A 26,943-nucleotide genomic window follows, 5' to 3' on the forward strand; every position below is an offset into this window, starting at 1 on the left:
GACATCCGCCGCAAATCGAAATCTCCATAGCCATCGACTGTGGCCCGCGGGTTCCTTCCTCGGGGACTTTCGTACGCCTGCCGGCGCCCGAAACTCTTCACGGATGTTGACGGTCTGCTTTGGTACTGACTTGTCAGAAAGCAGCCGTTACGCTGCCGACCTCAACCTCATCGTAGCCACCGCTCCAACCTGTCGAACGAGTGGAAGTCTGCGCTACTCTTGGTCCTGTCGTTCGGACACATCCGCTTTCACGTCACTGCGACAACGGATAAACCTCTCGAAGGTGGGGTGGCCGAGGCTCAGACTTCCCTAGTCTCGAAGAGCAAAAGCTCCACGCCGCCGTTAGGCCCGACACCACCAGACCATCACCGGCTCCTATTGGGCGCCCGGGGATGAAACACCACCATCTCGACGAAGCGGCTGGACAGGATTGACAGGCTCCGGGTTTACGTCGGTGCTTTTCGTCGAGCGCTTATAGAAAAGCCCTAATATCAGCAGGAAATATCCAACCTGCAATACAATCAGCGTGAGGACAGCCCAAGCGAGTGCCGTCCGGATGGAACCGGTTTCTATGCCAGCCCAGATCGCCATGATGAGCGACGTCCCGAACATGCCCACCAGAAATTGGGGAAAATACATAGTTGCAGCACCCAAAGTTTTGGCGATTTTGGGGGGCTTTTGAATTAGCGGTTAAAGAGCCCACCGCTCCATTTGCGAAGCGGTGGGGCCCCCCAAAGTTTACCCCCCGAATGCCGGGGTCGTCGACCCCGGCATTGCTGAGAGTGCAATTGCGGTGCCAGACTTATTGACCCATTACGGGACATCTATGCCGATGGCGCAAGACTGGATTTCCGAATAATATTAACTGTGGCTAATGTATCGCACTTGGCCGGAAGCGACCAAAGTGGAGAGGTTTCTGGCAGGCCACAAGTCGGCTGCTAAGGAGGCCGCCGGACGAGCAAGAAAATCAATTAGATTGCCCGCTCGGCTTGGTACGCGAGCCAGTGCTCAAAGACGTGTCCCGTGCCTTCGCCACGCATCGTTGCAGGATTTCTGGGACGAAGATTAGCGCACCGATTGTCGCGGCGGCGTAAGGATTCCAAGAAACTCTGCGAGTGATGCTGGATCGACAGGGCGTTTCCTTTGGGTCGAGATGTTCTTGGTCCGACTGAGCCTAGCGCCCGCTCGATCCACCAGCATCCTTCATGATAATCTCGCGGTGCGGATAGGGGATGCTAATGCCGTTTGCCTTGAATGTGTCCCACAGCGCCAGCAGTACCTTGCCGCGCACGTTGGTCAGGCCTTGCTGGGGATCGCGGATCCAGAAGCGCAAGACGAAATTCAGCGAGGAGTCGCCGAAGCCAGTGAGCCAGCAGACCGGGCGCCGATCGGCTTCGACCCGGCCGACACTGATCGCGGCTTCTATCGCCAGCTCGCTGACCTTGTGCGGGTCGGCGTCATAGGAGACGCCGAAATTCACGTCGAGCCGCACGAGGTTGTCGCTGAACGACCAGTTGATGACCCTTTGGGTGATGAAGTCTTCGTTGGGGATCAGAAATTCGCGACCGTCGCGCGTCACCACCGAGACGAAGCGCCCCCGCAATTCGCGGATCCAGCCGAAGGTGCCTTCGAGCGATATGGTGTCACCCGGCTTGATCGACTTGTCGAGCAGGATGATCACGCCGGAGACGAAATTTGAAACCACCTTTTGCAGCCCGAAAGCGAGACCGACGCCGATCGCGCCGGAAAACACCGTCAGCGCCGTGAGGTCGACGCCGACGGCGGAAATAGCGAAGGCGCCGGCCACCAGCACGAGACCGATCTTTGCCATTTTACCAACAAGGACGCGGATCGAGGGTGTCAGTTCCTCGGAGATGCGGACGCGCTCATCGATATAGTTGCCAATGACCACCGCAAGCCAGACCGTGGCGATCAGCAGCAGCGCCGCTTTCAGTAGCACAAGAACCGAAAGGCGAATCGCGCCCAAAGGGATTGCCAGGCTATCCAGGAAGGACGCGGCCTCGTCACTGATACCCAGGATGACAAGTGCTGCATAGATCCAGATCAGCCAGCCGAGAAGGCGGGCGACGAGGCGGTTGCGGATGATGCGCGACAGCACCGACGCGACGAGCCAGGCGAGGGACAGCGAAAGCACGATATGGAGAAGATGGGTGCGGCTTGGCCAGGTGACGGCGCGCATCAGGTTGAGCGCGGCAAGCAGGAAGAGCGTGAAGAGGATCCAGTCAGTGCGCCGCAACAGGGCAATCACGACCCTCAGCAGTCCGGGATGGCCCTTGATCTGGCGTGCCCGGTCCTCCACGAGCGGCTCGATCCGCCGCGCCGCGAGCTTGGCCGCGAGGAACAGCGTGACGATGATGGCGGCCTGATAAAGTATCCACGGCGTGGCGGCATAGCCGAACCATCCGCTAGCCCAAGCCAGCGCTCGACCGATGGCATCGCGAACGTCCATTGCCACACGACCATTATGGACCGGCTAACGAACCTCAACTCGTCTCGAGGTCCATTTCGGAGCTACGCATTCATCGTTCTGCGGGCAGCTATGCGCCGGCCGAACCCGTGCCGGCAGGTTGCCGTTTGTCGGACGAATCCTTTTGTTGATCCTCTTCGTCGATCTCGTCCATCGCCTTTTCCCAAAAGCGCAAGTCGGCGCCGTCCGGCTTGCCTTCCTTTTCCCAAAGCTCATAGGCACGCTGGCGGATGCGATCTTCTCGACTCTGGTCGGCCATCGTTTCCTCCTGATCTCGATTTACCATAAGGAACGTTGGTGCTCTCAAAACGATCCATGCTGGCCTTGGCCGCGGCTGATTTTGTCGGAACCGCGTGGCGCTCCTCACCTTGATGCGACCAAAGTGGAGAGCTTTTTTGGCAGGCCACAAGTCGGCCAGAGGAGGCCGCCGGACGAGCAAGAAAATTAATGTAGTTGCCTCGAGCTATTGAAGGCTCGGCCCGCCGGATCGCTGGCGGTCGAAACCGTGCGAGAAGGGAGCGAATGACTACAGACGCAGGGGTCCGCTTTGCGCCGGGAGCGGTCATGTCAGCCTGTGCTCGGAAATGACCGCAATTGGGCCGCAAGCAGTAGAGTCCGCTTGCGGTGCAGGGAAGAACGATAGCAGACGTTAAATCTCAGGATCCGGCGTCCTGAGTTGACCCAGGACAGACCTTTGGCGGTCGCTCGGTGGTCGACTGCTTCGCGCACCTCTGCGGACATTCGAAACCATGATGTTTGACTAAAGCGCGTCGCGTCGAAACGGATTCATGCGACGCGCTTTAAGCCTTTGTTTCTATGCATGTCGTTGTCTCAAAACCAGGGCCACTTTTGAGCGACATGCATTAGCTTGAGATGCAATGCGCTCCAGGGTCGGCACTGCCAAGCGGCAAATCAGGCCGGGAGCCGCCACATTCGGACACGACCTGCACCACGCAATTCCGTTTCCCCGAGTGGGTCGCAAGCAAACTTTGGTCCAAGCAGTTGGTAAGTTGCATCCGAAATACGGATTTCATCGGGCTCCGCGGACGTTTGAATACGTGAGGCGAGATTAACGGTCTCACCCCACAGGTCATAAGCGAACCGCCTCTTGCCTATGACGCCCGCGACGATTGGCCCCGAGTGAATTCCAATTCTCAGTCTTATCGGTTCTCCTGCGAAGCGTTCGCGCTTGACCGCCTTCCGCAGTTCAACCGCATAATGCGCGAGGGCCTTTGCATGATCGGATCGCGCGGTGGGCAGGCCAGCGACCACCATCACACAATCGCCGATTGTCTTGATCTTTTCGCAGCCGTATCGTTCAGAGAGCCGATCCGCCGCCTTGAAGAAGTAATTTAAAATAGCGAGCGTCGTCACGGCTCCGACGCTGCGCGCTCTTTCCGTAAAACCGACGATGTCGGCAAAAAGCACACTCACCTCTGCGTGGTTGTCGGCAATTTTTTTGTGCGCTTTCAACCGCTCCGCGATCGACGCCGGAAGAATGTTGAGGAGCAGGGATTCGGCGCGCTGGTATTCACGCGACAATCCCTCTTGGCTCTTCCTCAACGCCTCGTTCGTCGATTGTAATTTCTCGTTGAGTTGACGCTCCCTCTCTTGCAGGAGCGTCATTTCATAAGCCTTCTGTTGAAGCCGCTGCTTGTTGTCGCGTTCGGCAGTGGCGTCAAGAAAGAGCAGCCACACGCAGTCGTCGTCAGCAAAAAGATGAAGGTCCGCGACGCGCCCGCTGGGCAGTTCGACCATGGCCATATGATATGGAAGCTCCGGGCAAGGCAGCAAACCCTCCATGAATTCAAGCTGATCGGTAACAGGCTTACCGATGCGCAGGGATGAGAGCCCGTAATGTTTAACGTTACCGCCCTTCGCCGCTATGCAAAGCTGGGCGTCAATTTTCACATATGCGATAGAGTGCTCGTTGTAGAAGAAATTGTAAATCCAACTTCCGACTTCTTTTGGCAATCTATGCATGGTCTATTTGGTGACCATCGAAGCAAGTTGACGAAACGCATCATCGACATGTTCACCCGAAAGCGCACTTGTTAGATAGATTTGCCATCCAAGTTGCCTCAGTTCGTTAATCTCACTATCCGATATTTCCCACCGATCGGCCAGATCGGATTTGTTGAACAGCAATACAAACGGCATAGCGCCGAATTCGGCCTCGACCCGCTCGCGCAGCGTGAGCGCAGCGGCAAGAGTAGCGGCGCGGGTTCCATCGACGACAAGCACGAGCCCGGTCGCACCTCGCACATGGCTGACGCGGAATGAGCCGATATCGTCTTCGCCGGCCAAATCCCACAAAATCAGATCCACGGTTTTGTCCGGGAGTGCGACACTCTTCTTGTCGATTTTCACTCCCACCGTGGTCAAGTAGGTTTCTGAAAAGATGCTTTGCACAAACCTGCGAACCAGACTCGTCTTTCCGACAGAGAACCCGCCCAACATGCAGATCTTTTTTTGCAACATCCTGGGCCCCGCCCTAGTCCAGGTTTACCGTAACCGAAACCCGGCGATTGGTGGAGCTACCAGTTTGACTATTTTCAGGCACCACCGGCTCAAAGGTGCCCGCACCCCGAACCAGCAGCAGCTCCGGAGCGACGCCGCGCCTGTTGAGAAGCGCACGAACTGCCTCGGCGCGGGCGGCGCTGATCGACACGTTGGCCGTCTCACGGCCCGTGCCGTCCGAATGGCCGGTCAACATGAACCGCGCTGTTACGCCTGACTTGCGGGCACTTTGGGCGAATTCCTTTAATTGATCCGCCAATCTGTCGAGAACCGGCGTCTGCTCTGGTCCCGGCACAGCTTTGCCGGAATAGAAGAAAATATCGGTCGCCTGGATGGCCTCTCTCAACTGATTGAGTTCTGCAAGGTTCAGCTCACGCAGCTGTGAGACATCCAGAACCACTCCGTCCGCCGAAAGTTGTTCGGCGGCGGCCCGCGCCCGGTTGATCCAGCCGGCAGGAGCCTCACCCACGACAACGATGCGACCCTGGACTATCGAAAGCAGAACCGATTTCGGCGGGGTCAGCGACGCCGTCAGCCGCTTCACCACGAACTTCGGATCAAGGCTCTGATAGAATTGCCACTGCGAATGAACGCGGGCAGGATCAACCTCCGTTCCGGACAGCAGAGCTTGCGGGTCGGCGGCAAGCGGGTCTCTCAGACCGGAAATGTAGAAATGTCCGCCCCTCGCCGTTTGTTGGGCGACGATGATTCCCGATTGGGCCTCAAGTCGCGACACATAATATTGCCAGTGCTCCGCCGCGCGTGCTTCGGGGCTCACATCACGAACCTTGGAGATGTCGAATTCCGGTCCGCCTGCCGAAAGCTGTCGGGCCGCTGCGCGCGCCCGATCTATCCAGGTGTCGGGAGCCTCACCCTCGGCAACGATGCGATCATTGACGATCGAAAGTCGTACTGTATCCGGCGGCGCCAGCGAGGCCATCAGTCGCTTCAGCACGAACGCCGGCTCCAGGCTCTGATAGGATTGCCACTGCGAATGAACGCGGGCGGGATCGATCTGAGTTCCGGACAACAGCGACTGCGGGTCGGCGCCAAGCGGGTCTCTCAGGCCGGCAATATAGAATTGGCCATCGCGTATCTTTTGTTCGGCAACGATGATGCCCGGCTGGGCCCCCAGTCGCGACACATAGGCCTGCCAGCGCTCCGCCTCGCGTTCTTCGGGGCTTACATCACGGACCCTGGAGATATCGAATACCGGGCCGCCTGCCGAAAGCTGCTGGGCGGCGGCCTGCGCCCGGTTGATCCACGTGGCAGGAGCCTCACCTTCGGCAACGATGCGATCATTGACGATCGAAAGTCGTACCGAATCCGGCGGAGCCAGCGACGCCGTCAGCCGCTTCAACACGAACTCCGGCTCAAGGCTCTGATAGAATTGCCACTGCGAATGAACGCGGGCGGGATCGACCTGCGTTCCGGACAACAGCGACTGCGGGTCGGCGGCAAGCGGGTCTCTCAGGCCGGCAATATAGAATTGACCGTAGCGTATCTTTTGTTCGGACACGATGATGCCCGGCTGGGTCCCCAGTCGCGACACATAGGCCTGCCAGCGCTGCCCGGATTGCCAGGAAAGAAAGAACCAACCGCCTGCCAGACTCAAAAACAGCACGGCCACAGCCACCACCAGCCATGGAAATCCCTGGTTTGATTCCTCCTGCTTCAGCTCGACGCATGTCTGCAACTGCGCCTCTACGCCGGCCAACTGCGAACCGTCGCCGTCAAACTCCCCTAAAGCCTCTGAGGATTCCTCATGGATACGAAGCAATACATCGCGAACTATTTCATGTAATTCCTCTGGCGGATTTCCCCGGATCACCGAAACCAAGGTCGCAAACTGGCCAACTTCCGACCAGAGACGAAGGTCGCCAAAACGGATAGTGTCCAGACTGCTCTGTTCTTTTTCGTTAAATGAATCTTTCACGAAATCTTGAATTGCACTAAGCATCGAAGAAATGAGTTGAGGATCCTCGCTCGTTGCATTATCGGCAGTTACATGCGCGATCAAAAGCCCGGAATTTCGGCTAATGAGAAAGACATGTTCTACGCGATAGACAAGAGAGTGCTTCAGAACAACTTCCGAGAAGCTGGCACCAGTTCTCCAAGATTCAAATCTCCACTTGAGCCCATGCCAGGTAAATATATGTCTTAAAGTTTCATTCAGCGACTGAAAGGTCTGGTCGATCTTTTCCCCGATCGACTTGCGAATTGCCGGCAGAAACACCGGGTACAATATATCCGTCAGCGTGCGCGGGCTCTTCTGGATCGACCGTTGCACAGCCCTCTCGACAGCTGGCGCAAGGGCCTCGCCGAGTTGCGCATGAGACGCCCGTGCGGCTGCACTGGGGAGAACGCCCCCCACTGCAGTCGCAAGCTGCTCCGGTTCGCCCAGCAGATGCGTAACTCGTGAAAGCTCCGAAATTTCGCGGCCGACCAGCAACTGGCGCAGCGTTTCCATGCGACGATCGGCGGTTGGAACTCCGTCGAAACGCGCATGATGGTCCGGATCGACGTTCCGGGCAATTTCGACCAAAAGCCTAGCCAGAGCCGCGCGATCGATCTCGGTATCGTTCGAGGCGGCTCTTTGAGGAAGGCTGATTGGGTCGACGGTCGACGTCAAGTTCCGATCAACTCACTTTCCAGCCACGTTCCGAGTTGCTCTTGCTCCCGCCGGAATCCTGATTTATGCATTTTGCAACCTCGACAAACAGGCCAGCCAAAAGATTTCTGTCGGTCTTGACGTTGCTGAGATCGGAAAACATCTTCTCCATTAGCATCTGAATGCTTTCATTCTTTTGCTTGATTTCCTCACGCAGCAAATGATCGCTTCGATTTATCCGGTCCGCAACGTCGCGCTCAAGCTCGCTCAATTGATCCGACAACGCGCGCACCTGCTTTTCAAGTGCCTGATTTTGCTCGCGAAGATTCCGGTCAATCTCCTTGTCGGCATCGGCTCGTGCATCTTTTTCGCTCCGCAATTGCGCCGCGAGCGATTCGACCTGCTTCTTTGCATTTGACTCGTACGTTTCAAGATTGCGCTTGGCCTCGGATTCGACATCCTTGAAGCGCTGCAAGAACCGTTCTTCAAGCTTGGAAAAACGGCGGTCATAGTCCTGCATCTGGTTGCCGAACAGCAGATCACGTATCTTGTCGACACCTACAGCCTCACCGGAGATCCCGGCCTCGCGAGCCTGGGCCGCCATGAAGTTCAGCCCGTTTCCCTCTGCATTACCTATCGGATTTCCCTCCGCCTTACCTGCTGAAGAAGCGTTACTCGAAGATTCCTTAGCCATCCTTATGCCCCTCTATTTGACGCCTGCCACAGTGCAGAATTCATAAACAGGCAAACATGTCAGCAAAATACCCGGCCCGCAAGCCGGAATCTTCTTGACTTAAGCCGATTCGCGGGGCAGCCGAGCGCGAGTCGCCGACGTAGCAATGGACGTTTGGGGCGATGCCATCCTAAAAGCGGGCGGCCGCGTCTAATCGGCAAGCGCGCGGTCGTCCAGGCAGCCACGATCCGCAATCTCTGCGCTCCCGGCGTTCAACCTCAAGGCGATCAACCGAACGGCGGCAGGGCGCAACATCGCGCTCAAGGAGGGCGATCCGATCAAGCTCGATAAGAAGCGTCACCAGTTACACGGCAACACTGCGCAGCGCAGCTGGAGCGGCCTCAGGATCCAAGTCGGTAGACGGGCTGTTGCGTTTGCCAATTTGGGCCATACCGACCTTGAAGTCGAGGCGATTGAACTCGCCGAACTGGCCCGGCAGCAGCCAGGCGACGAAAGTCATGCCGGCGAGCATGGTGGAGCCGAAAGGTGCGGGCGCAACTCGTGCGGCTACAATGTGCGAACGCCTGCTTTCGGGATCGAATAAGTCTGTGTCCAACGGCTGACATGCGGCGCAAAGCAGCCATTCAGGATTCGGTCTGCGAAGGTCGACTTCGGGCTCAAGCTCATTCAGAGCCGGTTTTTGCCCCCTAATGCACCACCGCCCGCAACCTCTCCCGCAACTCCCTTGGCGCCACATCATACCTGCTCTTGAACGCCCGCGAAAAATGCGCGCTCGAATTGAACCCGCAGGCAAACGCGATTTCGGAGATCGAGGCCGAGGCGCGGGCGGGGGACAGCAGTTCTTCCTTGCTGCGCTCCAGCCGGCGGTGCCAGACGAAACGTTCGAGCGTGGCGCCTTCGCCTTCGAAGGCGCGGTGCAAATAGCGGCGGGAGCAGCCCATGTGGCGGGCGATGTCCTCGGCCGACAGGCTGCTGCGCGCCAGATTGGCGTCGATATAGGCGACGATGCGCTCGCGCAGCGCTTCCAGCGGCGAGCGGCGGAATTCGGGCGCCATGGGCTTCGCCTGGATCAGGCCGTTGACCAGCTGGATCAGGCTTTCGCCGACGCGCCGGCTGCCGGCCTCGTCGAGCTTGTGCGCCTCGCCGATCGCCATCTGCATCAGGCCGGAGACGATGTGGGTGAGGTCGCCGGACGAGTTGCACCGCCTCTATCTCGGCGGATAGGGCCGAGCGGAGGCCGTCCCGGCGGGCGCCGATGTGCCTGCTGCCGCCGAGATCGGCGGCAGGCAATGGTCGGCTATTTGATCTAATTTCTTTCCAAGCCGTTAATGCGGCCATGCTGTTAATCAGCATTTGCTAATGAATCATCCGAACCTGAGGCAAGCAATGACCAAGAATCTCGGCAATGCGCGCCACACGCCGGCGAAGGACCAGCAAGTCTCCTCTCTCGGCAAGGTCGCGCCGGCGCTGTTTCCGCTGGTCGTGGCGGCGCTGGGCTACATGATCGGCAGGCAATTCTTCGGCATCTAGCGGGCTTGCCGCTGCCCGGCTTGGCGCCCTCAAACGCCTTCGCGGACTGACCAGGACAACGCGCGGGCCGCCATTTGCGTTGCAGCCGCCCGTCGCCAGACGTCGACGTCAGACGTGGACATCGCCGAAGGAAAGTTCGCCGTCGTCGTCGGCCGCGAAAATGACGAAGGCGAGCAGCCCGGCATAGAATGCCCCTACGATAACCACGATCGCCACACCGGGAATGGGGCCAAGGGCGGCGCTGTCGACGGCCTGGCGAAGCGAACCGACAAACCCGGTCCTGAGGCCCACGGTTTGAAGGCTGGGGGTCGATATCTTGACCACCCAGGCCAGCAGCAGGATCATGAATAGGTAGATGTAATTTCGCCGCAGGCGGCGCGCCAGCGCAGCGCGCTGCGATAGCAGAAACTTCGGCGCGCGCAGGCCTTCGCCGACGACGAGCAGCCAATCAGAGGCAAAGTCGGGCTGCGGGGAGAATATCTGCGCGAAATAGTGGCGTTCGAACTGCCGCACGCGAGCCCGGTAGAAGTCGAAGAAGCGATAGCGGCGCGCCTCGATCCACAGCAGCAGCAGGATCAGCAGCATGGCGAACAGCAGCACGCCGTGATGCGCACTGGCCGTGGACAGCGATACCGAAAGCAGCGCCGCCACCACCGTGATCGCCCAGTTCGTCGTCCGGTCGAGCCGGTCGCGCCATCCCGCCATGCGGGCGATCTCGGCTCGGTGAAAATGCGACAGCGTATTCACGCGCTCCGTCGATGAAAGGACGAGGCCCGCGGGTTTTGCCGACGCATCGTTCATGACATCCTCCGGCAAGGACTAGAACAGTTTGCCGGCAACATCGTTCCCTGGCGCTCACTCCGATTCGCCGATCCAGTCGACCAGAAGAGCAAAGAGGCCGAAGGCAGCGCCGGCCGTGCAGACTGCCCCCCATCCGCCCCAGGTCCAGGCGATGCCGGCCAGCATCGAGCCGATGGCGCCGCCAATGAAGAAGATGCCGACGAACAGGCCGTTGAGACGGCCGCGTGCCTTCGGCTGCAGCAGGTTGATGGCGCGACGGCCGAGCGTCTGGTCGCCGGTGACGCCGATGTCGAGCAACACGGCGCTGATACCCATCGGCACCAAGGGTCCCCATGAGGCTCCCATCTGGAAGGAGCCGGCCCAGGCCGAGAGCGCCATCGAGCCGATCAGCAAGAGATGGCAGGCGATGGTGGCGGAGCGCGTCCAGCCGCGATCGCCGGCCCGGCCGAACACCGGCGTCACCACCGCGCCGCCGGCGCCGACCAGCGCGAACAGCGCGATGCCGCGCTGGCCGAGATCGAAAGGCGGCAAGGCCAGGCGCAACGCCACCGCCGTCCAGAACAGGCTGAACGCCGCCATCACCAGGGCCGCTGTCAGCGCCCGCCGCCGTAGCACCGGCTCGTCGCGCAGCAGGTCGAGCAGCGAGGCGATCAGCGCGCCATAGGACGATTTCGCTGCCGGCCGCCGTCGCGGCAAGGTGAAGGCGAGCACGCATGTGAGCACGACAAGGGCTGCGGCGCTGAGGCCGTAGAAGGCGCGCCAACCCCAGGCATCGGCGATCAGGCTGGCCAGCGGACGCGCCAAGAGAATGCCAACCATCAACCCGCTCATGACGTCGCCGATGACGCGGCCATCCTGTCCGGGCGGAGCCATGGAGGCAGCGATTGGCACCAAGATCTGGATGGCCGAGCAGGCAGCACCCAGGATGAACAGGACGACCAGCAGCGCGGCGGCGGTGGGCGCCAGTGCGGCGACGCCGGCCGCCAGGGCCGCCGCGATCAGCATGCGCAGGATCAAGGCGCGGTTCTCGGAGAGGTCGGCGAGCGGCACCAGGAAGAACAGGCCGGCGGCGTAGCCGAGAAGGGTGGCCATCGCAACGAGGCCGACGCTTGCCGCATTGGCGCCGAGCGATGGCCCGATCAGGCCGACCAGCGTCTGCGGGGCGAACAGATTGGTGACGATGATGCCGGCCGCGGTGGCAAAGAGTAGCGTCTGCGGACCGGTGATGGTCGCGGCCGGCGCCGCCATCTGGCCGTCATTCGTATCAGGCATTGGCGTATCAGGCATTGGCGTATCGAGCATTGGGTCCTCAGTTGATTGCATATCGTGGGAGGACTTTATGCCGAAGCATTATCATGCTACAATTCAATCAATTCGATAATGATTATGCGAGAAGCGCATGAACATCCATGATCTCGAAGCCTTCATCGCCGTGGTCGAAACCGGCTCGATCGTCGGTGCCTCGGCCAGGCTCAACCTCACCCAGCCGGGCGTGACGCGCCGCATCCAGAATCTGGAGGATGGGCTGGCAACGGAGCTGCTCGACCGCCAGTCGAAGCCGCTGAAGCCGACCGCCACCGGCCGCGAGGCCTATGAGCATGGCCGCCGCGTGCTGCGCTCGCTCGAAGACCTGAAGGCCGGCGTGTCGCCGCAAGGCGAGGTCAAGGGCGAGTTCAGGCTGGGCATCATGCCCTATCTCTCCGATGCCGCGCTGGCGCTGCCGCTCGACAGCCTGCGCGCCGCGTTTCCGCAATTGACGCTACGCATCACCTCCGGCTGGTCGCCGAGGCTGGTGGAGCAAGTGGCGCGCAGCGAGCTCGACGCGGTGGCGGTGTGCCTCGCCGAAGGCGTGGCGCCGCCGGACGAACTGGTCCACGACGATCTCGGCGTGCAGTCGGTGCTGCTGGTTGCGTCACCCGGCCTTGGCGTGCCGAGGCCCGCCGACCTTGCCTCGCTGTCGCGCTACCCTTGGGTGATGAATGAAAACGGCTGCGGGTTTCGCGCCTTCATCCGCCAGAGTTTCGAGGCCGCCAGGCTGCCGTTCCAGGTCGGGGTGGAGGCGCTTAGCGTCGACCTCAGAATGTCGCTGGTGGCACGCGGCCACGGCATCGGCATCGTCACGCCGGGCGCCTTCGCCGACAGCCGGTGGCGCAATGCGGTCGAGGTCATCGACTGTCCGGACTTCAAGCCGCAGGTGCGCGCATGGCTGCTGCATCGCCCGCCGGCCGGCCGGCTCGGCCGCCCCATCGCACTGTTTCGCGACGCGCTGATCAAAGGGCTTGAGGTGCCGATGCCGCTGGTGTCCTAGTGAGGGCGAGCAACGGGCAATCCGGCTGGCGCCCCTTGAGACCCAAGGCATGCCCAATATGAGTGGTTCGCCAGTGTGTTAGACACGCTTTGCATTCAACGATCACATTGCATTACCAGGTCTTGACGTCATAGCCGCGAACCCCAGATCGATCATGCCGGCGCCGGATGGGGCCGGTGCAGACGCGGGCGCCGGCTTGATGGGCGGCGCCGCACTGATCGATGGCCTTGTGACCATCGAATTCGGGTATCACGCGCCGGAGGCGATGAAGCCGCGCGAGAGCCGCGACCGGTTCCCAAATGTGGAGCGGATCGGACCAGAAGCAGAGCGAAACAGCAAGCGCAAACGGGGCCGGCAGCGATGCCTGCGCCCGACGGCGCATTGTCCTCGAGCATGATTGCCAGAGCATACAAACGAACCAGAAACAGAATTAAGAAGGGAGCAAGTGCAATGACTATTCGTGATCTCATGCCGTGGAGCCGCGACACCAACCAGGCTCCGAGCCTCTTTCGCGAAGGCGACCGGGACCCGTTCACGGGTCTGCGTCGAGAGATGAGCCGCCTGGTCGACGACATGTTCCGCAGCTTCGATTCTCGGCTTCCGTCCTTGGGCAGGTTCTCTTCCGGTGGTGGCTGGCCCAGCGTGGAAATCTCCGAAACGGACAAGGAGATCCGCGTGACGGCCGAGATACCCGGCATGGAAGAGAAGGACATCGAGGTGTTGCTCGATGATGGCGTCCTGACGTTGCGCGGCGAAAAACACGCCGAAGCCGAGGACAGGGAACGTCAGTTCTCCGAGCGGTTCTACGGCCGCTTCGAACGTCGCATCCCGCTCGGTTTCGAAGTCGCAGAAGATAAGGTCGCGGCCGATTTCCGCAACGGTGTGCTGTCCGTCACCTTGCCGAAGTCGGAGAAGGCGCAGAGCAAGGCAAAGCGCATCCCAATTGGCGGCAAGAGCACCAAGCACTAGAACAGACTGGCCGGGCGGGCCTCTCGCGCACGCCCGGCATAGAGCGGCGGATTTCGCGCCGGTCGCCCTTGAGAATCTCCCAACCTTCGGCAACATGGCGGCGAGGCAGGGAGCGCAAGGATGAACAAGGCCATTTCCTCTGCATCGCCATGCAAGTCGGAGCCGCGCAAGGCGCCGATGGCACTGACCGAGGAACTCGTCGCTCTTACCATGCGCGCGGTCGAGGATGCCGGGCCGACGCCGGGCATGGTCTACATGACCGACGCCGATTATGCGCGCATCCGCGACGAGGTGCTGGCCGGCGCGCCGGCTGGGCCCGTAAAACTGTTCGCCTATGGCTCGCTGCTGTGGAAGCCGGTCGGCGAGGTGAGGGGTGGCGAGCGGGCAGTGGCGACCGGCTGGCACCGTTCGTTCTGTTTTACCGTCAAGCGGTTTCGCGGCACGGTCGAGAATCCTGGCCTGATGATGGCGCTGGATCGCGGCGGCCAGTGCCAGGGCATGGTGTTCGAGATCGCCGATCCGGTGGCGGCCAATCTCGAAGCGCTGCTGCGCCGCGAGATGACCATCCTGCCGGCCGTCAACGTGCCGCGCTGGCTGCAGGTCAGGACCGACGGCGGCATGTGCTCCGCGCTCGGTTTCGTCGTCGATCCGGCCAATCCGCGCTATGTTGGCAAGCTTGACAAGCAGGCGATCGCGGCGACGCTGGCCAATGCCGTCGGCCATTGGGGCTCGGGTGCCGAGTACCTCTTCGAGACCATTCGCCATCTTGAAGCCTGCGGCATTCGCGACCGCAATCTGTGGCAGTTGCAGGAACTGGTGGCCGAGGAGATCGGCCGCGCCCACGCCGGCTGAAGCGCAACAACCGCTCATTTTCAGCGTCTCAAATAATATTCAACCAAACGGTTGACAATCAAAAGCCGCGCATGCATATTCAACTACATGGTTGAATTACTCACATACGAGATGGATCAGGTCTTTCACGCCCTTGGCGATGCGACCCGCCGGCAGATGCTGCGCGAACTCGCTGGCGGCGGGCGCACGGTGAGCCAGTTGGCCGAACCGTTCGCGATGTCGCTTGCGGCTGCTTCCAAGCACATCAAGGTGCTGGAAAATGCCGGGCTGATCCGCCGCGAGGTGCTTGGCCGCACGCATGTCTGCCACCTCGAGCCCGGGCCGCTGGCCAGCGCGCATGAGTGGCTTGGAGCCTATTCGCGCTTCTGGACGGGGCGGCTCGACATATTGGAACGATTGCTGCGCGAGGACGACGCGCGCAAATCCGCGACGCAGAAGAAGGGAGATCAGACATGACCGACCGCAACGGCTTGCCCCCCTATGGCACGCTGACCGAGCCCGCCACCTTGACCATCGAACGGCTGCTGCCGGGTCCGGCTGAGCGCATCTGGGCCTACATCACCGACTCAGAGTTGCGCCGCCAGTGGTTGGCGGCTGGCCCGATGGGACACGAGGCCGGCTCGCCCTTCGAACTGACCTGGCGCAATGACGAGCTGACCGAACCGGCCGGCGAGCGCCCGCCAGGATTTCCAGCCGTGCACAGCATGCAAGGCGAGATCACCGAGATCGAACCGCCGCACCGGCTCGTCATCACCTGGGGCAGCACCGGCGGCGTCACCTTCGAACTGACCCCACAGGGCGAAGATGTGCTGCTCACCATCGTCCATCGCCGCCTGGGTGACCGTTCGCTGATGCTCAACATCGCCCCCGGCTGGCACATGCATCTCGACATTCTCGCCGCCCGCTTGCGCGGAGAACAGCCGGAGCCGTTCTGGGATGGCTGGGCGAGATTGAGGCTGGACTACGACCGGCGCCTGCCGGCCTGAACAGGAGAAATGCCAATCTACGAAAGGAGACTATAGCGAGAAAGCACTTCGAGACTTGCCTGAACGACGACTGACCAGCGGACGATTGCCCGCATGACCACCGCTGCCTGCAGCGGCCTTTCCAAACATTTCCCGAAAGTTTTGAACCGCCGGCCCGCGGGCCGCACAACCGCGCCTTTGTGCGCCAAGGAGACGATCATGGACAGCTTTACCACCACCTTCACCGTAGACCGCAACCCCGAGGCCGCCTTTGCCGCCATCACCAATGCCAGAGGCTGGTGGTCGCAGGAAATAGAAGGCCGCACCGACAAGACCGGCGCCGTTTTCGACTACCACTACCGGGACCTGCATCGCTGCCGCATCCAGGTGACGGAACTGATCCCCGGCAAGAAGGTCGCCTGGCACGTACTGGAGAACCACTTCTCCTTCACGCATGACAAGACCGAGTGGACGGACACGCGGATCGTGTTCGAGATCACCGCCAAGCGCGATGAAACGGGGGGCGGCGAGACGGAAGTCCGCTTCACCCATGTCGGCCTGGTGCCCGACTATGAATGCTATGAAGCCTGCTCCCAGGGATGGGGCACCTACATCAACGGCAGCCTTCGCGCGCTGATCCTGACCGGCAAGGGCCATCCCAATGTCGGTGAGGCGATGACCGAAAGCGAGCGCGCGCTCGCCTGATAGACCGCTGCCTTCCGGCAGCGCCCCAAACCACTCTGCGAAAATTTCAACCGGATATCGCGCCTCTGTGCGCCAAGGAGAATGCTATGCGTAAATTGATCGCCGCCATGAAGATTTCCGTCGACGGCAAGGCGGAGGGACCGGCCGGTTTCGCCGACTGGGTGCATGACTGGGCGGAGGATTATGGGCTGACGGATCAGGTCGATGCCTGCCTACTCGGCGGCCGCATGTATCCAGGCTACGAACAGTACTGGACCGCGATCCAGAACGCGCCCGACGAGCCGCTGCCGATGACCGGCAAGCCCGCCGCGCGGGAAGAGCTTCCATGGGCACGCTTTGCCGCCAAGACACCGCACTACGTGCTGTCGAACACGCTGAAGTCAGCCAACTGGCCGATGACGCGTTTTCTCAGGTCCAACGACGATGTCGCGGCACTGAAGCGCCAGCCCGGCAAGGACATCTACCTGATGGGAGGATCGACGATCGTCGACAGCTTGACCGAGGCAGGGCTGGTCGATGAGCTTCGCCTCGTCCTCTATCCGCTGATCGCCGGCGAAGGAAAGGTGCTGTTTTCGACCGCGCAGCGCCGCGACCTGGAACTTACCAAGGTCGAGCAGATGCCGGGCGGGCGGCTGAGCCTGATCTACAAGATCGGCTGAGCGCTCAGACCCTGTTTGGAAACTCCACAGGCTCTCTCACCCGTCCCTGAGCCACACCAGCATTTCGCCGGCCTCGCGGTTGTCCCAGGCGAAATAGGGAATGGCGGTCAGGCGCGTTTGAGTGGTGGCTGGCGGCGCGGGCCGGTAGAGCCCGCTTTGCCAGCCGTCGCCGGCATCGGCCTGCGCGGTGGTCGACAGCGTCACCACGCCGCCGAGAAGCTCCGGCCGCTGCTGCGCCTCGACGCGTGCCGTCCTCGGCAGCGTCAGGCGATGCAGCTGGCTTTTATTGTCGGTCGCCTCGACGCAGTAGATCAGCGGACCGCGCGACAGCGCGACCCGGCCGGCATCCTGCCGCACTTGCGGGTTGGCATAGAGCCGCTCGATCGGCATTTCGAGATCGAGCCGGACCTGATCGCCCTTTTTCCATGTGCGCCGGATCGCGGCATAGCCGTCGCTGGTGACATCGTTGAGATTGACCGGGTCGCCGTTCACCGTCAGCTCGGCGCCGGTGCTCCAGGCCGGGATGCGCAGGTGGAGCGTGAACTCCACCGGCGCCTGCGGCTCGAGCGCGATCTCGACGGCGCCGTCCCAGGGGTAGCGGCTCGCCTGCGTCAGGCTGACCGGGACGCCCGATATGTCGAAGCGGGCGGTCGAGTCGCCATAGAGATGCACGGCAACAGCATCGTCGGCCAGGCTGTAGAAATAGCTGCCGATCGAGGCGACCATGCGCCCGATATTGGGCGGGCAGCAGGGGCAGCGGTGCCATTTCCAGCGGTTGTGGGCGCCGCGGCTTTCGAGCGGGTTCTCATAGAAGAACAGCGAGCCGTCGAGCGACAGGCCCGAGATCGAGCCATTGTAGAGGGCGCGTTCCATCATGTCGGCGTAGCGGGCGTTCGGCCCCATGCCGAGCATGCGGCTGGCCCAGAACACCAGCCCGACCGCGGCACAGGTCTCGGCATAGGCGCTCTCGTTGGGCAGGTCGTAATCGCTGGTGAAGCCCTCATTGTCCGCCGACGGCCCCAGTCCGCCGGTGATGTAGAGGCTCTTGGTGGTGAGATCGTCCCACAGCCGGTCGAGTGCTGCCCGCAGCGTGTCGTCGCCATATTCGGTGGCGATGTCGGCCATGCCCGAATAGAGGTACATTGCCCGCACCGCGTGGCCGACGACCTTGTCCTGCTCGCGCACCGGAATGTGCGACTGGTTGTACTCATAGGTCTTGAAATGGAAATCCTTCGGATCGGCGCCGCGGGCGCGGGCCTCTTCGTCGAAATAATGCGGTTGCTGGCCGCGCTGGTCGATGAAGTATTTCGCCAGCTCCATGTACTTTTGCTCGCCCGTCACCCGCGCCAGCTTGACCAGCGCCAGCTCGATCTCCTCATGGCCGCAATAGCCATGTTTCTGGCCGGGCTGCGGCCCCAGCACCGTGGCGATATGGTCGACGAAGCGGCACATCACATCGAGCAGTTTGCGTTTTCCCGTGGCCTGGTAGTAGGCGACCGCGCCCTCGATCAGGTGGCCGGCGCAATAGAGCTCGTGGCAGTCGCGCAAATTGGTCCAGCGCAGGCCGGGCTGGATGCGCTGATACCAGCTCGAGAGATAGCCGTCCGGCTGCTGCAGCTTCTCATACATGTCGATGACGGCATCGATCTTGCGCTCCAGTTCGGGGTTCTTGCGCCGGTAGAGCGAATAGGCTGCGGTTTCGATGGTCTTGCCCCAGTCGGAATCCCAGAACATCTGCGTCGTCACCGTGCGGGCGGTGAAGCCGTCGCTGACATGGAACGGGATGACGACGCCGGGCGAGGGCCGGTCTGGGTCGATCTGCTCCAGCATGCGGGCCTCGACGCAGCGGTCGTAGAGGATGCCGGCGGTGGCGCTGGCGACCGCGTCCGCGCGGTCGCCCCAGAAGCCGTGCACGTCGACCTGCGGCACCGGCAACGGGCGGAAGGCGAGTTTCGGCTTGCCCGTCTTTTCCAACGTATTTGCCTTGAAGGGTTGGGCGGATGGCGATGCGGTCATGAACTTACTCCATTCGGTCGATTTACTTGACGGCCCCGGCCATCAGGCCGCGGATGTAGAAGCGCTGCAGAACCAGGAACAGGATGAGGCACGGCACCATCATCACGGTGACGCCCGCCTGCACCGCGCCCCAGTCGATGGCGCCGAAGCGGCCCGACTGCAGCGCCGTCATCATCACCGGCAGCGTGAATTTGGACTGGTCGGTCATCAGCACCAGCGCGGCGAGGAATTCGTTCCAGGCGCCGAGAAAGGCAAACAGCGCGATGGTGACGACGCCCGGCCAGACCAGCGGCAGCATCACCTTCCAAAGCATGGTGATATTGCCGGCGCCGTCCATGCGGGCGGCTTCCTCGATCTCGCGCGGCACCGCGTCGAAGGCGTTGCGCATCATGAAGATCGAGAACGGCAGTTGCAGCGTCACATAGACGCCGACCAGGCCGGTCAGCGTGTTGTGCAGGCCAAGCTTGGTCAGGACCAGGAAGATCGGCGTCAGGATCGACTGGAACGGGATCATGATCGTCGACAGGATGAGGACGAAGAACAGGTCCTTGAACGGAAACCGAAACCGCGAAAAGCCGTAGCCGGCCAGCACGCTGACGGCGACCGACAGCACGACGGTCATCGCCGAGACGTAGATGCTGTTCTGCGCCGAGACCCAGAGCCCGTCGCCGAAGGTGTCGAGCGTGGCATAGTTCTCCAGCGAAAAGCCTGTGGTTGGCCAGGGCGGCAGCGGCGGCAGGCGCGCTTCCTGCGCCGGCTTGAAGGCCGACAGCACCGCCCACACGATCGGCGCCGCAAACAGCAGCGAGGCGATAATGCCGGTCGAATGCTCCGCGATACGGGCGGCGAGCCGGCGGTTGCGGGAGGCGGCCTGCGCCATCAGTCGAGACCCTCCGGCTTGCGCAGCAGCCACAGCTGGACGAGGCTCAGCGCCACCAGGATCACCAGCAGCACCATGGAGAGTGCCGCGCCATAGCCGAGCTTGAACGACACGAAGGACTGGTTGAAGATCCAGTAGACCGCCGTCAGCGTCTGGTTGCGCGGGCCGCCGCGCAGGATGATGTAGAACTGGTCGAAGGCAAGGATCGAGCCGGCGACCGACAGGATCAGCGCCAGCGCCAGCGTGCGGCGCATCAGCGGCAGGGTGATTGCCCTGAACCTGGCGAACGGCCCGGCGCCGTCGATGACGGCGGCCTCCTGGAGGTCCTGAGGGATCGATTGCAGGCCGGCCATCAGGATGATCATGGTGAAGCCGGCGACCTTCCAGACGACCATGGCGATGATCGACCAGAAAGCCGGCTGGAAGGTGGCCAGCAGGTTGAACTTCCTGTCGATCAGGCCGAGGTCGTAGGCGGCCGGGCTGAACAGGCCGGAATCGACGTTCAAGAGCCACGACCAGAGCAGGCTCGCCGAAGCAAAGCCGACAACAGCCGGCATGAAGAACATGGTGCGGTAGAGATTGGTCAGCGGACGCGGCCGTTCGACGAACAGCGCCAGCGGAAACGCCACCACGAAGATCGCGATGGTGACAATCACGGTGTAGTAACCGGTGAATTTGAGCGCGTTCCAGAACCTGGTGTCGCGCAGGATGGCGGCATAGTTGCCAAGGCCGATAAAGCTGTGCTCGCCCATCAGCGGCCAGTTGTGCAGCGACATCCACGCCGTCATGCCAAGCGGGATGAGGAAGAAGACGACGACCAGCGCGACGGCCGGCGCGACATAGAGCAGGCCGATCCACTGCCAGCGGCCGGCACCGACCAGCTTTCGGGCGCGTGGCGGGGCAGGGGTTGCTGCTGCGATGGAGGTCATGGCTGTTCTTCCGTTAGCGGTGCGTCTCCCTCCCCCTCGAGGGGAGGGTCCGGCCGCAGGCCGGGGGTGGGTCTATGCAGCGTGCCGACAGAAAAAACGTCGAGCACGTCCGAGACGACCCCCGCCCGGACCTGCGGTCCGACCTCCCCTCGAGGGGAGGTGGGCGGCCACCCGCCCAGGGAGACGGACGGGCGGCCGGCAGGCGTCCGCTACTTCTGCGGCGCCTGGTCGATGATCGACTGCATCGTCTCCTGCGCATTGGCTATCGCGCCATCGACGTCGTCGCCGAAGAAGACCTCGTTGATCATCTGCGTCCACGGGCCGTTGGCGGAGTTGATCAAATCGTTGAACACCACCGAATAGGGCGTGCGGCCCTTGGCCATCGCCTCGGCGGCGATCTGGTAGCGCGGATCGAGATCCTTCAGCGCCTCCTTGGCGATGTCGCCGCGCACCGGCAGGCTGCCGTACTTGGCCAGGATGGTCTGGCCCTCGAGCGAATAGGCGAAATCGAGGAACTCCTTCACCACGGCGAGTTTCGTGGTGCCCTTGGTGACGACGAAATTGTCGCCACCGGCAAAGGACGACCAGCCGCTGTCCTTGCCCGGCAGGAAGGTGACGCCATAGTCGATATCGGGATACTGGGTGTTGAGCGCGCCGATGGCGAAGGCGCCGGATGGCGAGATGCCGATATTGCCTGCGGCAAAGGCGGCAAAGAAGTTGGCGCCGGTGTCGGTCTGCGCGCCTGCCGGTACCAGATCCTTCTTGACCATCGAGCGGTAGAGATCGATGGCGCCGCGCAGCTGCGGGCTGTCCAGCGTCGCCTTCGAGCCATCCTCGCTGAGGATGTCGCCGCCTGACGCCCAGATCAGCGGCGTGAAGGTGAAGATGTTGCAGCCGCCGCAATTGCCGGAGAAGTAGAAGCCCTTGACGTTGCCGCCGAGCGCGTTGACCTTCTCGGCGTCGGCGGCGATCTCGGCCCAGTTGGTCGGGCCTTTTTCAGGATCGAGGCCGGCCTGCTTGAATAGCTTCTTGTTCCAGATCAGCACCGAGGCGTCGGCCGAGAACGGCAGGCCGTAGATGTGGTCCTTGTAGGTGCCGGTCTTCACATGCGCTGGCGACAGGCTCGAGAAATAGGGCAGGGACTTCGCCCAGTCGGTGATGTCTTCCAGCTGGCTGGCGGCGGCGAAGGACGGCGTGTAGATCAGGTCGAGCGACAGTGCGTCGGGCGCCGTGCCGCCGGCTGCCGCCGCACCATATTTCGGGATGATCTCGGCGTTGGGGATGATGTCCAGCTTGATCTGGTTGGTGTGCGCCTTGTTGTAGGCATCGACGATCCTCGGCATGAAATTCGAGCCGTCGGCGCGCACCCAGATGTTGGCTGTCTCGGCGGCCGCGGCACTGACGCCGCCACCCAGAACGGCAGCGGCCAGGGCCAGTTTGGCAATCAGGTTCCTCATGTTCTCCTCCTCCAGGGTTGGCCGCGATGCGCGGCTTGGCGCCGATTGCGCGGCGCTTGGTTTTCAGCCATCCAGCGGATGGCCGCATGACTGCCGCACCACCAGCCGGCACGGCAGTTTTCGAATGCCCGGCGCGGCGGGCTGGCCGCCGACCAGCGACAGCAGGGTCAGCCCCGCCTCGCGCCCGAGGGCGACCAGGTTCATGTCGACCGAAGTCAGCGGCGGGCGCGTCGCCTCGGCCACGATCTCCCAATTGTCGAAACCGATGACGCCGACATCGCCGGGAACGTTCAGGCCGCGCTCGCGCAAGGCATCGATGACGCCGCGCGCGATCTGGTCGTTGCCGCAAAAGACGGCGTCCGGCCGTTCATTCCTGCTGTCGAACAGCTGCGCCACCGCCTCGTGACCCCAGGCTTCCGACCAGGAGCCGAGCAGCGGCTCGGTCACCGGCAAGCCGTTTTCGACCAGCACGTCGCGATAAGCCTGCGCCCGCGCATGCACCACGGCGAAGCTCGCTGGCCCCGTCACATGGGCGATGCGCCGGCGGCCGAGCCGGCACAGATGCTCGACAGCCAGCCGTGCACCGCCGGCATCGTCCGAGACGAAGGCGATGGCGTCGGGATCGGGCTGGGTGAAGGCATAGATCACCGGGACGCGCAGATTGGACAGGTCGACCGGCAAATGGCGGTCGATGCGCTTGCCGGTGGCGATGATGCCGTCGACACGCTTGTCGAGCATGGCGTCGACATGCATCTGGCCGAGGCGTGGATCCTCCTCGACATTGCACAGGAACACCGAGACGCCATTGTCGACCAGCGCGTCTGAAATGCCCGACATCAGCGGCAGCGAGAAACGGCCATAGGTATCGTTGGTGAGCAGGCCGACGGTGAAGCTGCGCCGCCTGAGCAGGCTCTGCGCCAGGCTGTTTGGCCTGAAGCCGAGACGCCGGGCCGTCTCGCGAATGCGCTCGCGCGTTTCGGCGGTCATGCGCCCCTGATCGTTGAGCGCCTTCGAGGCGGTGGCTACGCTGACACCGGCCTGCGCCGCCACGTCACGCAAGGTGACTGGCTTGGAAAAGATCGGGACCGGTTCCGATGCCATCGCGGCAAAAATCCTTAGCTGGGAAAAGGTTTTCTCTTGCAGTTCGTAGAAACGGCTAGCCTTGCGGCCAACCCAGTCAAAACTGTTGGAAAAACCTTTTCTCAAACCAAGGCTAGGCTACATCCAGGGCTTGTTCAAGGGAAAAGTTGCAGGCGCCTGCGGGGTGGGATTTTCGCGGCAATTGCGGCCGAGCCGGGCCACCCGTCAGCGAAGTGTTAATCGCTTGCACGCCATGGTGGTCGCCCGCCAGGACAGCAGAGCCTCGACATGCCCGACATGCCCGACACGCCCTACACCCCGAAAGGCCCGGCGCGGGCCTCGCAGCCCGGCAGGCTGGCGGGGCACGACAGCTCCGACGAACGCCGACGCGAAGCCGCTACCATCGCCCGGCTCAAGGCGGAACTCGCGGCACAGGCGGCGCTGATCGCCAGGCAGGAGCTTTCACTGGCCCATAGCCGCAAGATCTTCGATCGCGCCTCGGCTGCAGCGCGCCTCGGCGTGTGGGAATGCAGCCTGCCCGACGAGCGGCTTACCTGGACCGATGTGGTCTATGACCTGTTCGACCTGCCACGCGGCTCGGTGCTCGATCGCTCAGAGATCATCAAGTGCTATCCGACGGAGTCGCGCAAGGCGCTGGACAGCTTGCGCGGCCGCGCGATTGCCGAGCGCAACGGCTTCCATCTCGACGCCGAGATCACCACCTTTGCCGGGCGCAGCCGCTGGATCCGCATCAGCGCCACCGTCGAGTGCGAGGACGGCATTCCGGTGCGCATCTTCGGCATGAAGCAGGACATCACCGAGGAGAAGATCCTGTCGGACCGGATGCGCTATCTGGCCGAATATGACGTCATGACGGGGCTGGCCAACCGCGGCCGGTTCCAGGCGCGGCTTGCGCATGCGGACGAGGGGCGCCCGCTCGGCGTGCTGCTGCTGGTCGATCTCGACGGCTTCAAGGCCGTCAACGACACGTTCGGCCATGTCGTCGGCGACGAATGCCTGAAGGAGGCTGCGAAGCGCCTAGCGGACGGCTGCGGCGAGGCGGATCTGGTGGCGCGCGTCGGCGGCGACGAGTTCGCGGTGCTGCTCGGCCCGCATCTCGACCGCGGCGTGGTCTCCGGCCTGGCGCGCGGCATCATCGAGGCGATGGGCAAGCCGGTCGCGGCATGCGGCCAGTCGCTCAGGCTTGGCGCCTCGGTCGGCATCGCCTTCGCCGCGGCGGGCGCGCCATGCGACCTGTTCATGCAGGCCGATACCGCGCTCTATGCCGCCAAGGCGGCAGGGCGCAACACGTTCCGCATCTTCAAGCCTAGCGCCGCCGCGAAAGGCCGCAGCGCCGCGGCCTGAGGACCAGGCTGCGGCTTGTTGCATGGCCTCGCCGACTGGGCCCGCGCATCTTTCACCAATGCAGTCCCTATCTGCATTTGGCATGCAGGGCGCTCGCGAAAAGAGTGCTATGAAAGGCAAGCGAGCATCCTTGCTCCGGCTCCTTCCCAATATCTGAGGTCATTTCCGTGCGTGAACCGTCGCTGCTGCCCGTGTTTGGAAAACTTGGCGCCAAGTCGCCTGTCGCCACCGTCACGGCGCCGGTCTCGTCGGCAAGTGTCGCGTTGCGGCTGCGGGAGTTTCTGGCCGCGCATGGCGGCATGGTGCTGAAGCTGTCGGTCGTCGCCTGGACAGTGCTGATCCTGGCCGCGGTGTTCTTCATGATGCAGGGCTGACCGGCATGGCCAGTCGCTACACGCTGCGCATGGAGCTGCCCCAGAGCTGGACCATCATCGATGTCTTCACCGGCCAGCCTGCCGTGATCCGGCAAAAGGTGATGGTCGGGATGGGCCCGCGCGAGGCCGAGGACATGGTCGTGCAGATGAATGTCCGTGACGTCAAGCGCCGCGAGAGGGCGGAGCGCAAGTCCTGACCTGTCCAGCCACTGCCGAGGGCGACGTTTGGCCGCCGGCAGAGCTGCCGCACCGCAAATCAGAGGTCCCCCGTGAGAGCCAGCCTGAAGCAGAAGATACTGGAGGTCTGCGACCGCAAGATTTCCGAAAAGGGGCCTGGCGTCGGCTTGTCGTTCTACGCGTTCTTCGCCAACCGGAACGACGACCCCGACCTGTTGATGGAAGCCGCCGAATGGTGGATCAGAACCCACCGCCTCGACCATTTTGAAAAGGCTGAAAAGATACGCACCATGGTCGAGAAGATGGACTTTTAATCTTCGTTTCCATGCATGTCTTTGTCTCAAAACCGAGGCCGCTTTCGAGCGACATGCATTGGGCTGATCAGCCGAAATCGGCGGCCGTCAGCACATACATGCTCTTTCGGGTGCGGTCGTAGGCCCTCGACGCCACGTCGCGGATGGCGCTGCTCTCGGTGTCGAATGTGGCGAGGTAGCCGGCTTCATTGCTCACGGTCGCCGGCTGCATCTTGGCCATGGCATCGGCGGCGACGGAGAACGAAATCTGGAACATGCCGTCATGGCCGACGAAGCGAATGCGCTTGCCGGCTTCGTCATAGCTGCGGCTGCGGTTGGGAAAGGTCAGGCTCATGTCTTCACCTCCGTCGCGGCGGCCTTCTTGACCACCCGCTTCTTCTTCGGCGTCGGGTTCAGGGCTTCGGCAACGCGGTCTGCCTCTTCCTTGGCCAGTCGCAACTCCCGCAGCCTTGCCGTCTTGATCTCCCTGGCCCGTGCCTCGGACATGTACTCGGCGGTCGCCTTGTTGCGCTCCGCCGTTTTCTTCTGCTTGTCGACAAAGCGGGCTTCAGCTTTTTCCATGATCGTCTGATTGCCTTCGGCCATCGAAGAAATCTCCCTTGTCCCTGAAATCGTGAAAACGAACTTGTCCGATAAATAGGCACTCAATCGGCAAAATTCAAATTTTTGAATTATTTGACCAACCGGCGATATCACGAAACCAGGTGGCGAAATAATACTTTTGAATATTTAATTCCGGCGGCGAATAATTTTTGGCACTCCTATCTATCGAGTGCCAACGCGTCTATATAGGACGGGCGTGGCCGCCTGTGCCGGCCCCAGAAAGAAGTTCCCATGAAATTTCGGCCACTCCATGATCGCGTTGTCATCCGGCGCGCCGAAGGCGACACCAAATCCAAGGGCGGTATCATCATTCCCGACAATGCAAAGGAAAAGCCGCAGGAAGGCGAAGTCATCGCCGTCGGCCCCGGTGCACGCGACGAAAACGGCGCGCTTGTTCCACTTGACGTCAAGGCCGGCGACTTCATCCTGTTCGGCAAATGGTCGGGCACCGAGGTCAAGATCGACGGTGAAGACCTGCTGATCATGAAGGAAGCCGACATCATGGGCGTCATCGACAAGAGCGAGACGGACGTCATCGAGAAGGCCACCAAGGCCAAGAAGGCCGCCTGACTGGAGCGAAGCGCATCCTTCGGGATGCGCTCCGAGCATTGATCTATGGAGGGCAGGGCTCTGCCTTCCTCAACCG

At 62.1% G+C, this 26,943-nt stretch carries 31 protein-coding genes; 13 read left to right on the forward strand and 18 right to left on the reverse strand.

Annotation, left to right across the window (positions count from 1 at the left end):
- Positions 1–375: 375 nt before the first annotated feature.
- The 9 genes from ACFFNA_RS09655 to ACFFNA_RS09695 form a co-directional block, all read right to left on the reverse strand.
- Positions 376–639, reverse strand: coding sequence for an exopolysaccharide production repressor protein (locus ACFFNA_RS09655; protein WP_111543206.1), 264 nt, complete (start codon positions 637–639; stop codon positions 376–378).
- Between the two features lie 535 nt (positions 640–1,174).
- Entirely contained in the window at positions 1,175–2,470 is a 1,296-nt protein-coding gene (locus tag ACFFNA_RS09660) for a mechanosensitive ion channel family protein (RefSeq protein WP_378917720.1), read from the reverse strand.
- Between the two features lie 88 nt (positions 2,471–2,558).
- A complete protein-coding gene (locus ACFFNA_RS09665; protein ID WP_111543208.1) occupies positions 2,559–2,747 on the reverse strand; it encodes a DUF2934 domain-containing protein in 189 nt (62 codons plus the stop codon).
- Between the two features lie 653 nt (positions 2,748–3,400).
- Entirely contained in the window at positions 3,401–4,471 is a 1,071-nt protein-coding gene (locus ACFFNA_RS09670) for an adenylate/guanylate cyclase domain-containing protein (RefSeq protein ID WP_111543352.1), read from the reverse strand.
- Between the two features lie 3 nt (positions 4,472–4,474).
- The gene (locus tag ACFFNA_RS09675; RefSeq protein WP_378917723.1) at positions 4,475–4,969 is read right to left on the reverse strand and encodes a Rab family GTPase; all 495 of its coding nucleotides are present in this window, start codon (positions 4,967–4,969) and stop codon (positions 4,475–4,477) included.
- Between the two features lie 13 nt (positions 4,970–4,982).
- Positions 4,983–7,640 carry an OmpA family protein gene (locus tag ACFFNA_RS09680; RefSeq protein ID WP_378917725.1) on the reverse strand — a complete coding sequence of 886 codons (2,658 nt, stop codon included), beginning with the start codon at positions 7,638–7,640 and terminating at the stop codon, positions 4,983–4,985.
- 7 nt (positions 7,641–7,647) lie between these two features.
- On the reverse strand, positions 7,648–8,313 hold the full coding sequence (locus ACFFNA_RS09685) for a DUF3450 domain-containing protein (protein WP_111543349.1): 666 nt from the start codon (positions 8,311–8,313) through the stop codon (positions 7,648–7,650).
- Positions 8,314–8,656: 343 nt separating this feature from the next.
- The gene (locus tag ACFFNA_RS09690; protein ID WP_167458383.1) at positions 8,657–8,824 is read right to left on the reverse strand and encodes a hypothetical protein; all 168 of its coding nucleotides are present in this window, start codon (positions 8,822–8,824) and stop codon (positions 8,657–8,659) included.
- A gap of 175 nt (positions 8,825–8,999) precedes the next feature.
- Entirely contained in the window at positions 9,000–9,473 is a 474-nt protein-coding gene (locus ACFFNA_RS09695; protein ID WP_378917727.1) for a helix-turn-helix domain-containing protein, read from the reverse strand.
- Between the two features lie 226 nt (positions 9,474–9,699).
- Between ACFFNA_RS09695 and ACFFNA_RS09700 the strand changes: the two genes are divergently transcribed.
- Entirely contained in the window at positions 9,700–9,843 is a 144-nt protein-coding gene (locus ACFFNA_RS09700; protein WP_378917729.1) for a hypothetical protein, read from the forward strand.
- 108 nt (positions 9,844–9,951) lie between these two features.
- Here the strand turns inward: ACFFNA_RS09700 and ACFFNA_RS09705 are convergent, their stop codons facing one another.
- Complete coding sequence (locus ACFFNA_RS09705) at positions 9,952–10,644, reverse strand: DUF2270 domain-containing protein (RefSeq protein WP_378917731.1); 693 nt, start codon at positions 10,642–10,644, stop codon at positions 9,952–9,954.
- 54 nt (positions 10,645–10,698) lie between these two features.
- Entirely contained in the window at positions 10,699–11,916 is a 1,218-nt protein-coding gene (locus ACFFNA_RS09710; protein WP_378917733.1) for an MFS transporter, read from the reverse strand.
- Positions 11,917–12,043: 127 nt separating this feature from the next.
- Here ACFFNA_RS09710 and ACFFNA_RS09715 point away from each other — a divergent pair, with 127 nt between their 5' ends.
- From ACFFNA_RS09715 to ACFFNA_RS09745, 7 genes are all read left to right on the forward strand, one after another.
- A complete protein-coding gene (locus ACFFNA_RS09715; protein ID WP_378917735.1) occupies positions 12,044–12,952 on the forward strand; it encodes a LysR family transcriptional regulator in 909 nt (302 codons plus the stop codon).
- 450 nt (positions 12,953–13,402) lie between these two features.
- A complete protein-coding gene (locus ACFFNA_RS09720) occupies positions 13,403–13,921 on the forward strand; it encodes an Hsp20/alpha crystallin family protein (RefSeq protein WP_111543223.1) in 519 nt (172 codons plus the stop codon).
- 120 nt (positions 13,922–14,041) lie between these two features.
- Positions 14,042–14,773 (forward strand): gamma-glutamylcyclotransferase, encoded by a 732-nt coding sequence (locus tag ACFFNA_RS09725; protein WP_378917737.1) that lies wholly within the window; start codon positions 14,042–14,044, stop codon positions 14,771–14,773.
- An 87-nt stretch (positions 14,774–14,860) separates the two neighbouring features.
- A complete protein-coding gene (locus tag ACFFNA_RS09730; RefSeq protein WP_378917739.1) occupies positions 14,861–15,229 on the forward strand; it encodes an ArsR/SmtB family transcription factor in 369 nt (122 codons plus the stop codon).
- A complete protein-coding gene (locus ACFFNA_RS09735) occupies positions 15,226–15,759 on the forward strand; it encodes an SRPBCC family protein (protein ID WP_378917741.1) in 534 nt (177 codons plus the stop codon). Before ACFFNA_RS09730 ends, ACFFNA_RS09735 begins: the two co-directional genes overlap by 4 nt.
- A 198-nt stretch (positions 15,760–15,957) precedes the next feature.
- Positions 15,958–16,443, forward strand: coding sequence for an SRPBCC family protein (locus ACFFNA_RS09740; RefSeq protein WP_378917743.1), 486 nt, complete (start codon positions 15,958–15,960; stop codon positions 16,441–16,443).
- Positions 16,444–16,529: 86 nt separating this feature from the next.
- Positions 16,530–17,102 (forward strand): dihydrofolate reductase family protein, encoded by a 573-nt coding sequence (locus tag ACFFNA_RS09745; protein ID WP_378917745.1) that lies wholly within the window; start codon positions 16,530–16,532, stop codon positions 17,100–17,102.
- 36 nt (positions 17,103–17,138) lie between these two features.
- Here the strand turns inward: ACFFNA_RS09745 and ACFFNA_RS09750 are convergent, their stop codons facing one another.
- From ACFFNA_RS09750 to ACFFNA_RS09770, 5 genes are all read right to left on the reverse strand, one after another.
- Positions 17,139–19,118 (reverse strand): glycoside hydrolase family 127 protein, encoded by a 1,980-nt coding sequence (locus ACFFNA_RS09750; RefSeq protein ID WP_378917747.1) that lies wholly within the window; start codon positions 19,116–19,118, stop codon positions 17,139–17,141.
- A gap of 22 nt (positions 19,119–19,140) precedes the next feature.
- A complete protein-coding gene (locus ACFFNA_RS09755) occupies positions 19,141–19,998 on the reverse strand; it encodes a carbohydrate ABC transporter permease (protein WP_111543228.1) in 858 nt (285 codons plus the stop codon).
- Entirely contained in the window at positions 19,998–20,927 is a 930-nt protein-coding gene (locus ACFFNA_RS09760; RefSeq protein WP_378917749.1) for a carbohydrate ABC transporter permease, read from the reverse strand. The genes ACFFNA_RS09755 and ACFFNA_RS09760 overlap by 1 nt, the downstream gene beginning before the upstream one ends.
- Positions 20,928–21,136: 209 nt before the next feature.
- Positions 21,137–22,384 (reverse strand): ABC transporter substrate-binding protein, encoded by a 1,248-nt coding sequence (locus tag ACFFNA_RS09765; protein WP_378917751.1) that lies wholly within the window; start codon positions 22,382–22,384, stop codon positions 21,137–21,139.
- A 63-nt stretch (positions 22,385–22,447) separates the two neighbouring features.
- Entirely contained in the window at positions 22,448–23,485 is a 1,038-nt protein-coding gene (locus ACFFNA_RS09770; protein WP_378917753.1) for a LacI family DNA-binding transcriptional regulator, read from the reverse strand.
- A gap of 276 nt (positions 23,486–23,761) precedes the next feature.
- Here ACFFNA_RS09770 and ACFFNA_RS09775 point away from each other — a divergent pair, with 276 nt between their 5' ends.
- From ACFFNA_RS09775 to ACFFNA_RS09790, 4 genes are all read left to right on the forward strand, one after another.
- A complete protein-coding gene (locus ACFFNA_RS09775) occupies positions 23,762–24,829 on the forward strand; it encodes a diguanylate cyclase domain-containing protein (RefSeq protein ID WP_378918050.1) in 1,068 nt (355 codons plus the stop codon).
- A gap of 167 nt (positions 24,830–24,996) precedes the next feature.
- Positions 24,997–25,203: a hypothetical protein gene (locus ACFFNA_RS09780; protein WP_111543232.1), complete on the forward strand. Its 207-nt coding sequence runs from the start codon at positions 24,997–24,999 to the stop codon at positions 25,201–25,203.
- 5 nt (positions 25,204–25,208) lie between these two features.
- Entirely contained in the window at positions 25,209–25,400 is a 192-nt protein-coding gene (locus tag ACFFNA_RS09785) for a hypothetical protein (RefSeq protein ID WP_111543233.1), read from the forward strand.
- A 72-nt stretch (positions 25,401–25,472) separates the two neighbouring features.
- The gene (locus ACFFNA_RS09790; protein WP_111543234.1) at positions 25,473–25,694 is read left to right on the forward strand and encodes a DUF6500 family protein; all 222 of its coding nucleotides are present in this window, start codon (positions 25,473–25,475) and stop codon (positions 25,692–25,694) included.
- A 67-nt stretch (positions 25,695–25,761) separates the two neighbouring features.
- Here the strand turns inward: ACFFNA_RS09790 and ACFFNA_RS09795 are convergent, their stop codons facing one another.
- Positions 25,762–26,028 (reverse strand): DUF1488 family protein, encoded by a 267-nt coding sequence (locus ACFFNA_RS09795; RefSeq protein WP_111543235.1) that lies wholly within the window; start codon positions 26,026–26,028, stop codon positions 25,762–25,764.
- Positions 26,025–26,279: a hypothetical protein gene (locus ACFFNA_RS09800; protein ID WP_111543236.1), complete on the reverse strand. Its 255-nt coding sequence runs from the start codon at positions 26,277–26,279 to the stop codon at positions 26,025–26,027. The genes ACFFNA_RS09795 and ACFFNA_RS09800 overlap by 4 nt, the downstream gene beginning before the upstream one ends.
- 249 nt (positions 26,280–26,528) lie before the next feature.
- Here ACFFNA_RS09800 and ACFFNA_RS09805 point away from each other — a divergent pair, with 249 nt between their 5' ends.
- Positions 26,529–26,867 (forward strand): co-chaperone GroES, encoded by a 339-nt coding sequence (locus ACFFNA_RS09805; RefSeq protein ID WP_111543237.1) that lies wholly within the window; start codon positions 26,529–26,531, stop codon positions 26,865–26,867.
- Positions 26,868–26,943 lie beyond the last annotated feature (76 nt).

Origin of the sequence: Mesorhizobium kowhaii, assembly GCF_042431665.1 — a bacterium.
In the GTDB taxonomy this organism is placed as follows: domain Bacteria; phylum Pseudomonadota; class Alphaproteobacteria; order Rhizobiales; family Rhizobiaceae; genus Mesorhizobium; species Mesorhizobium kowhaii.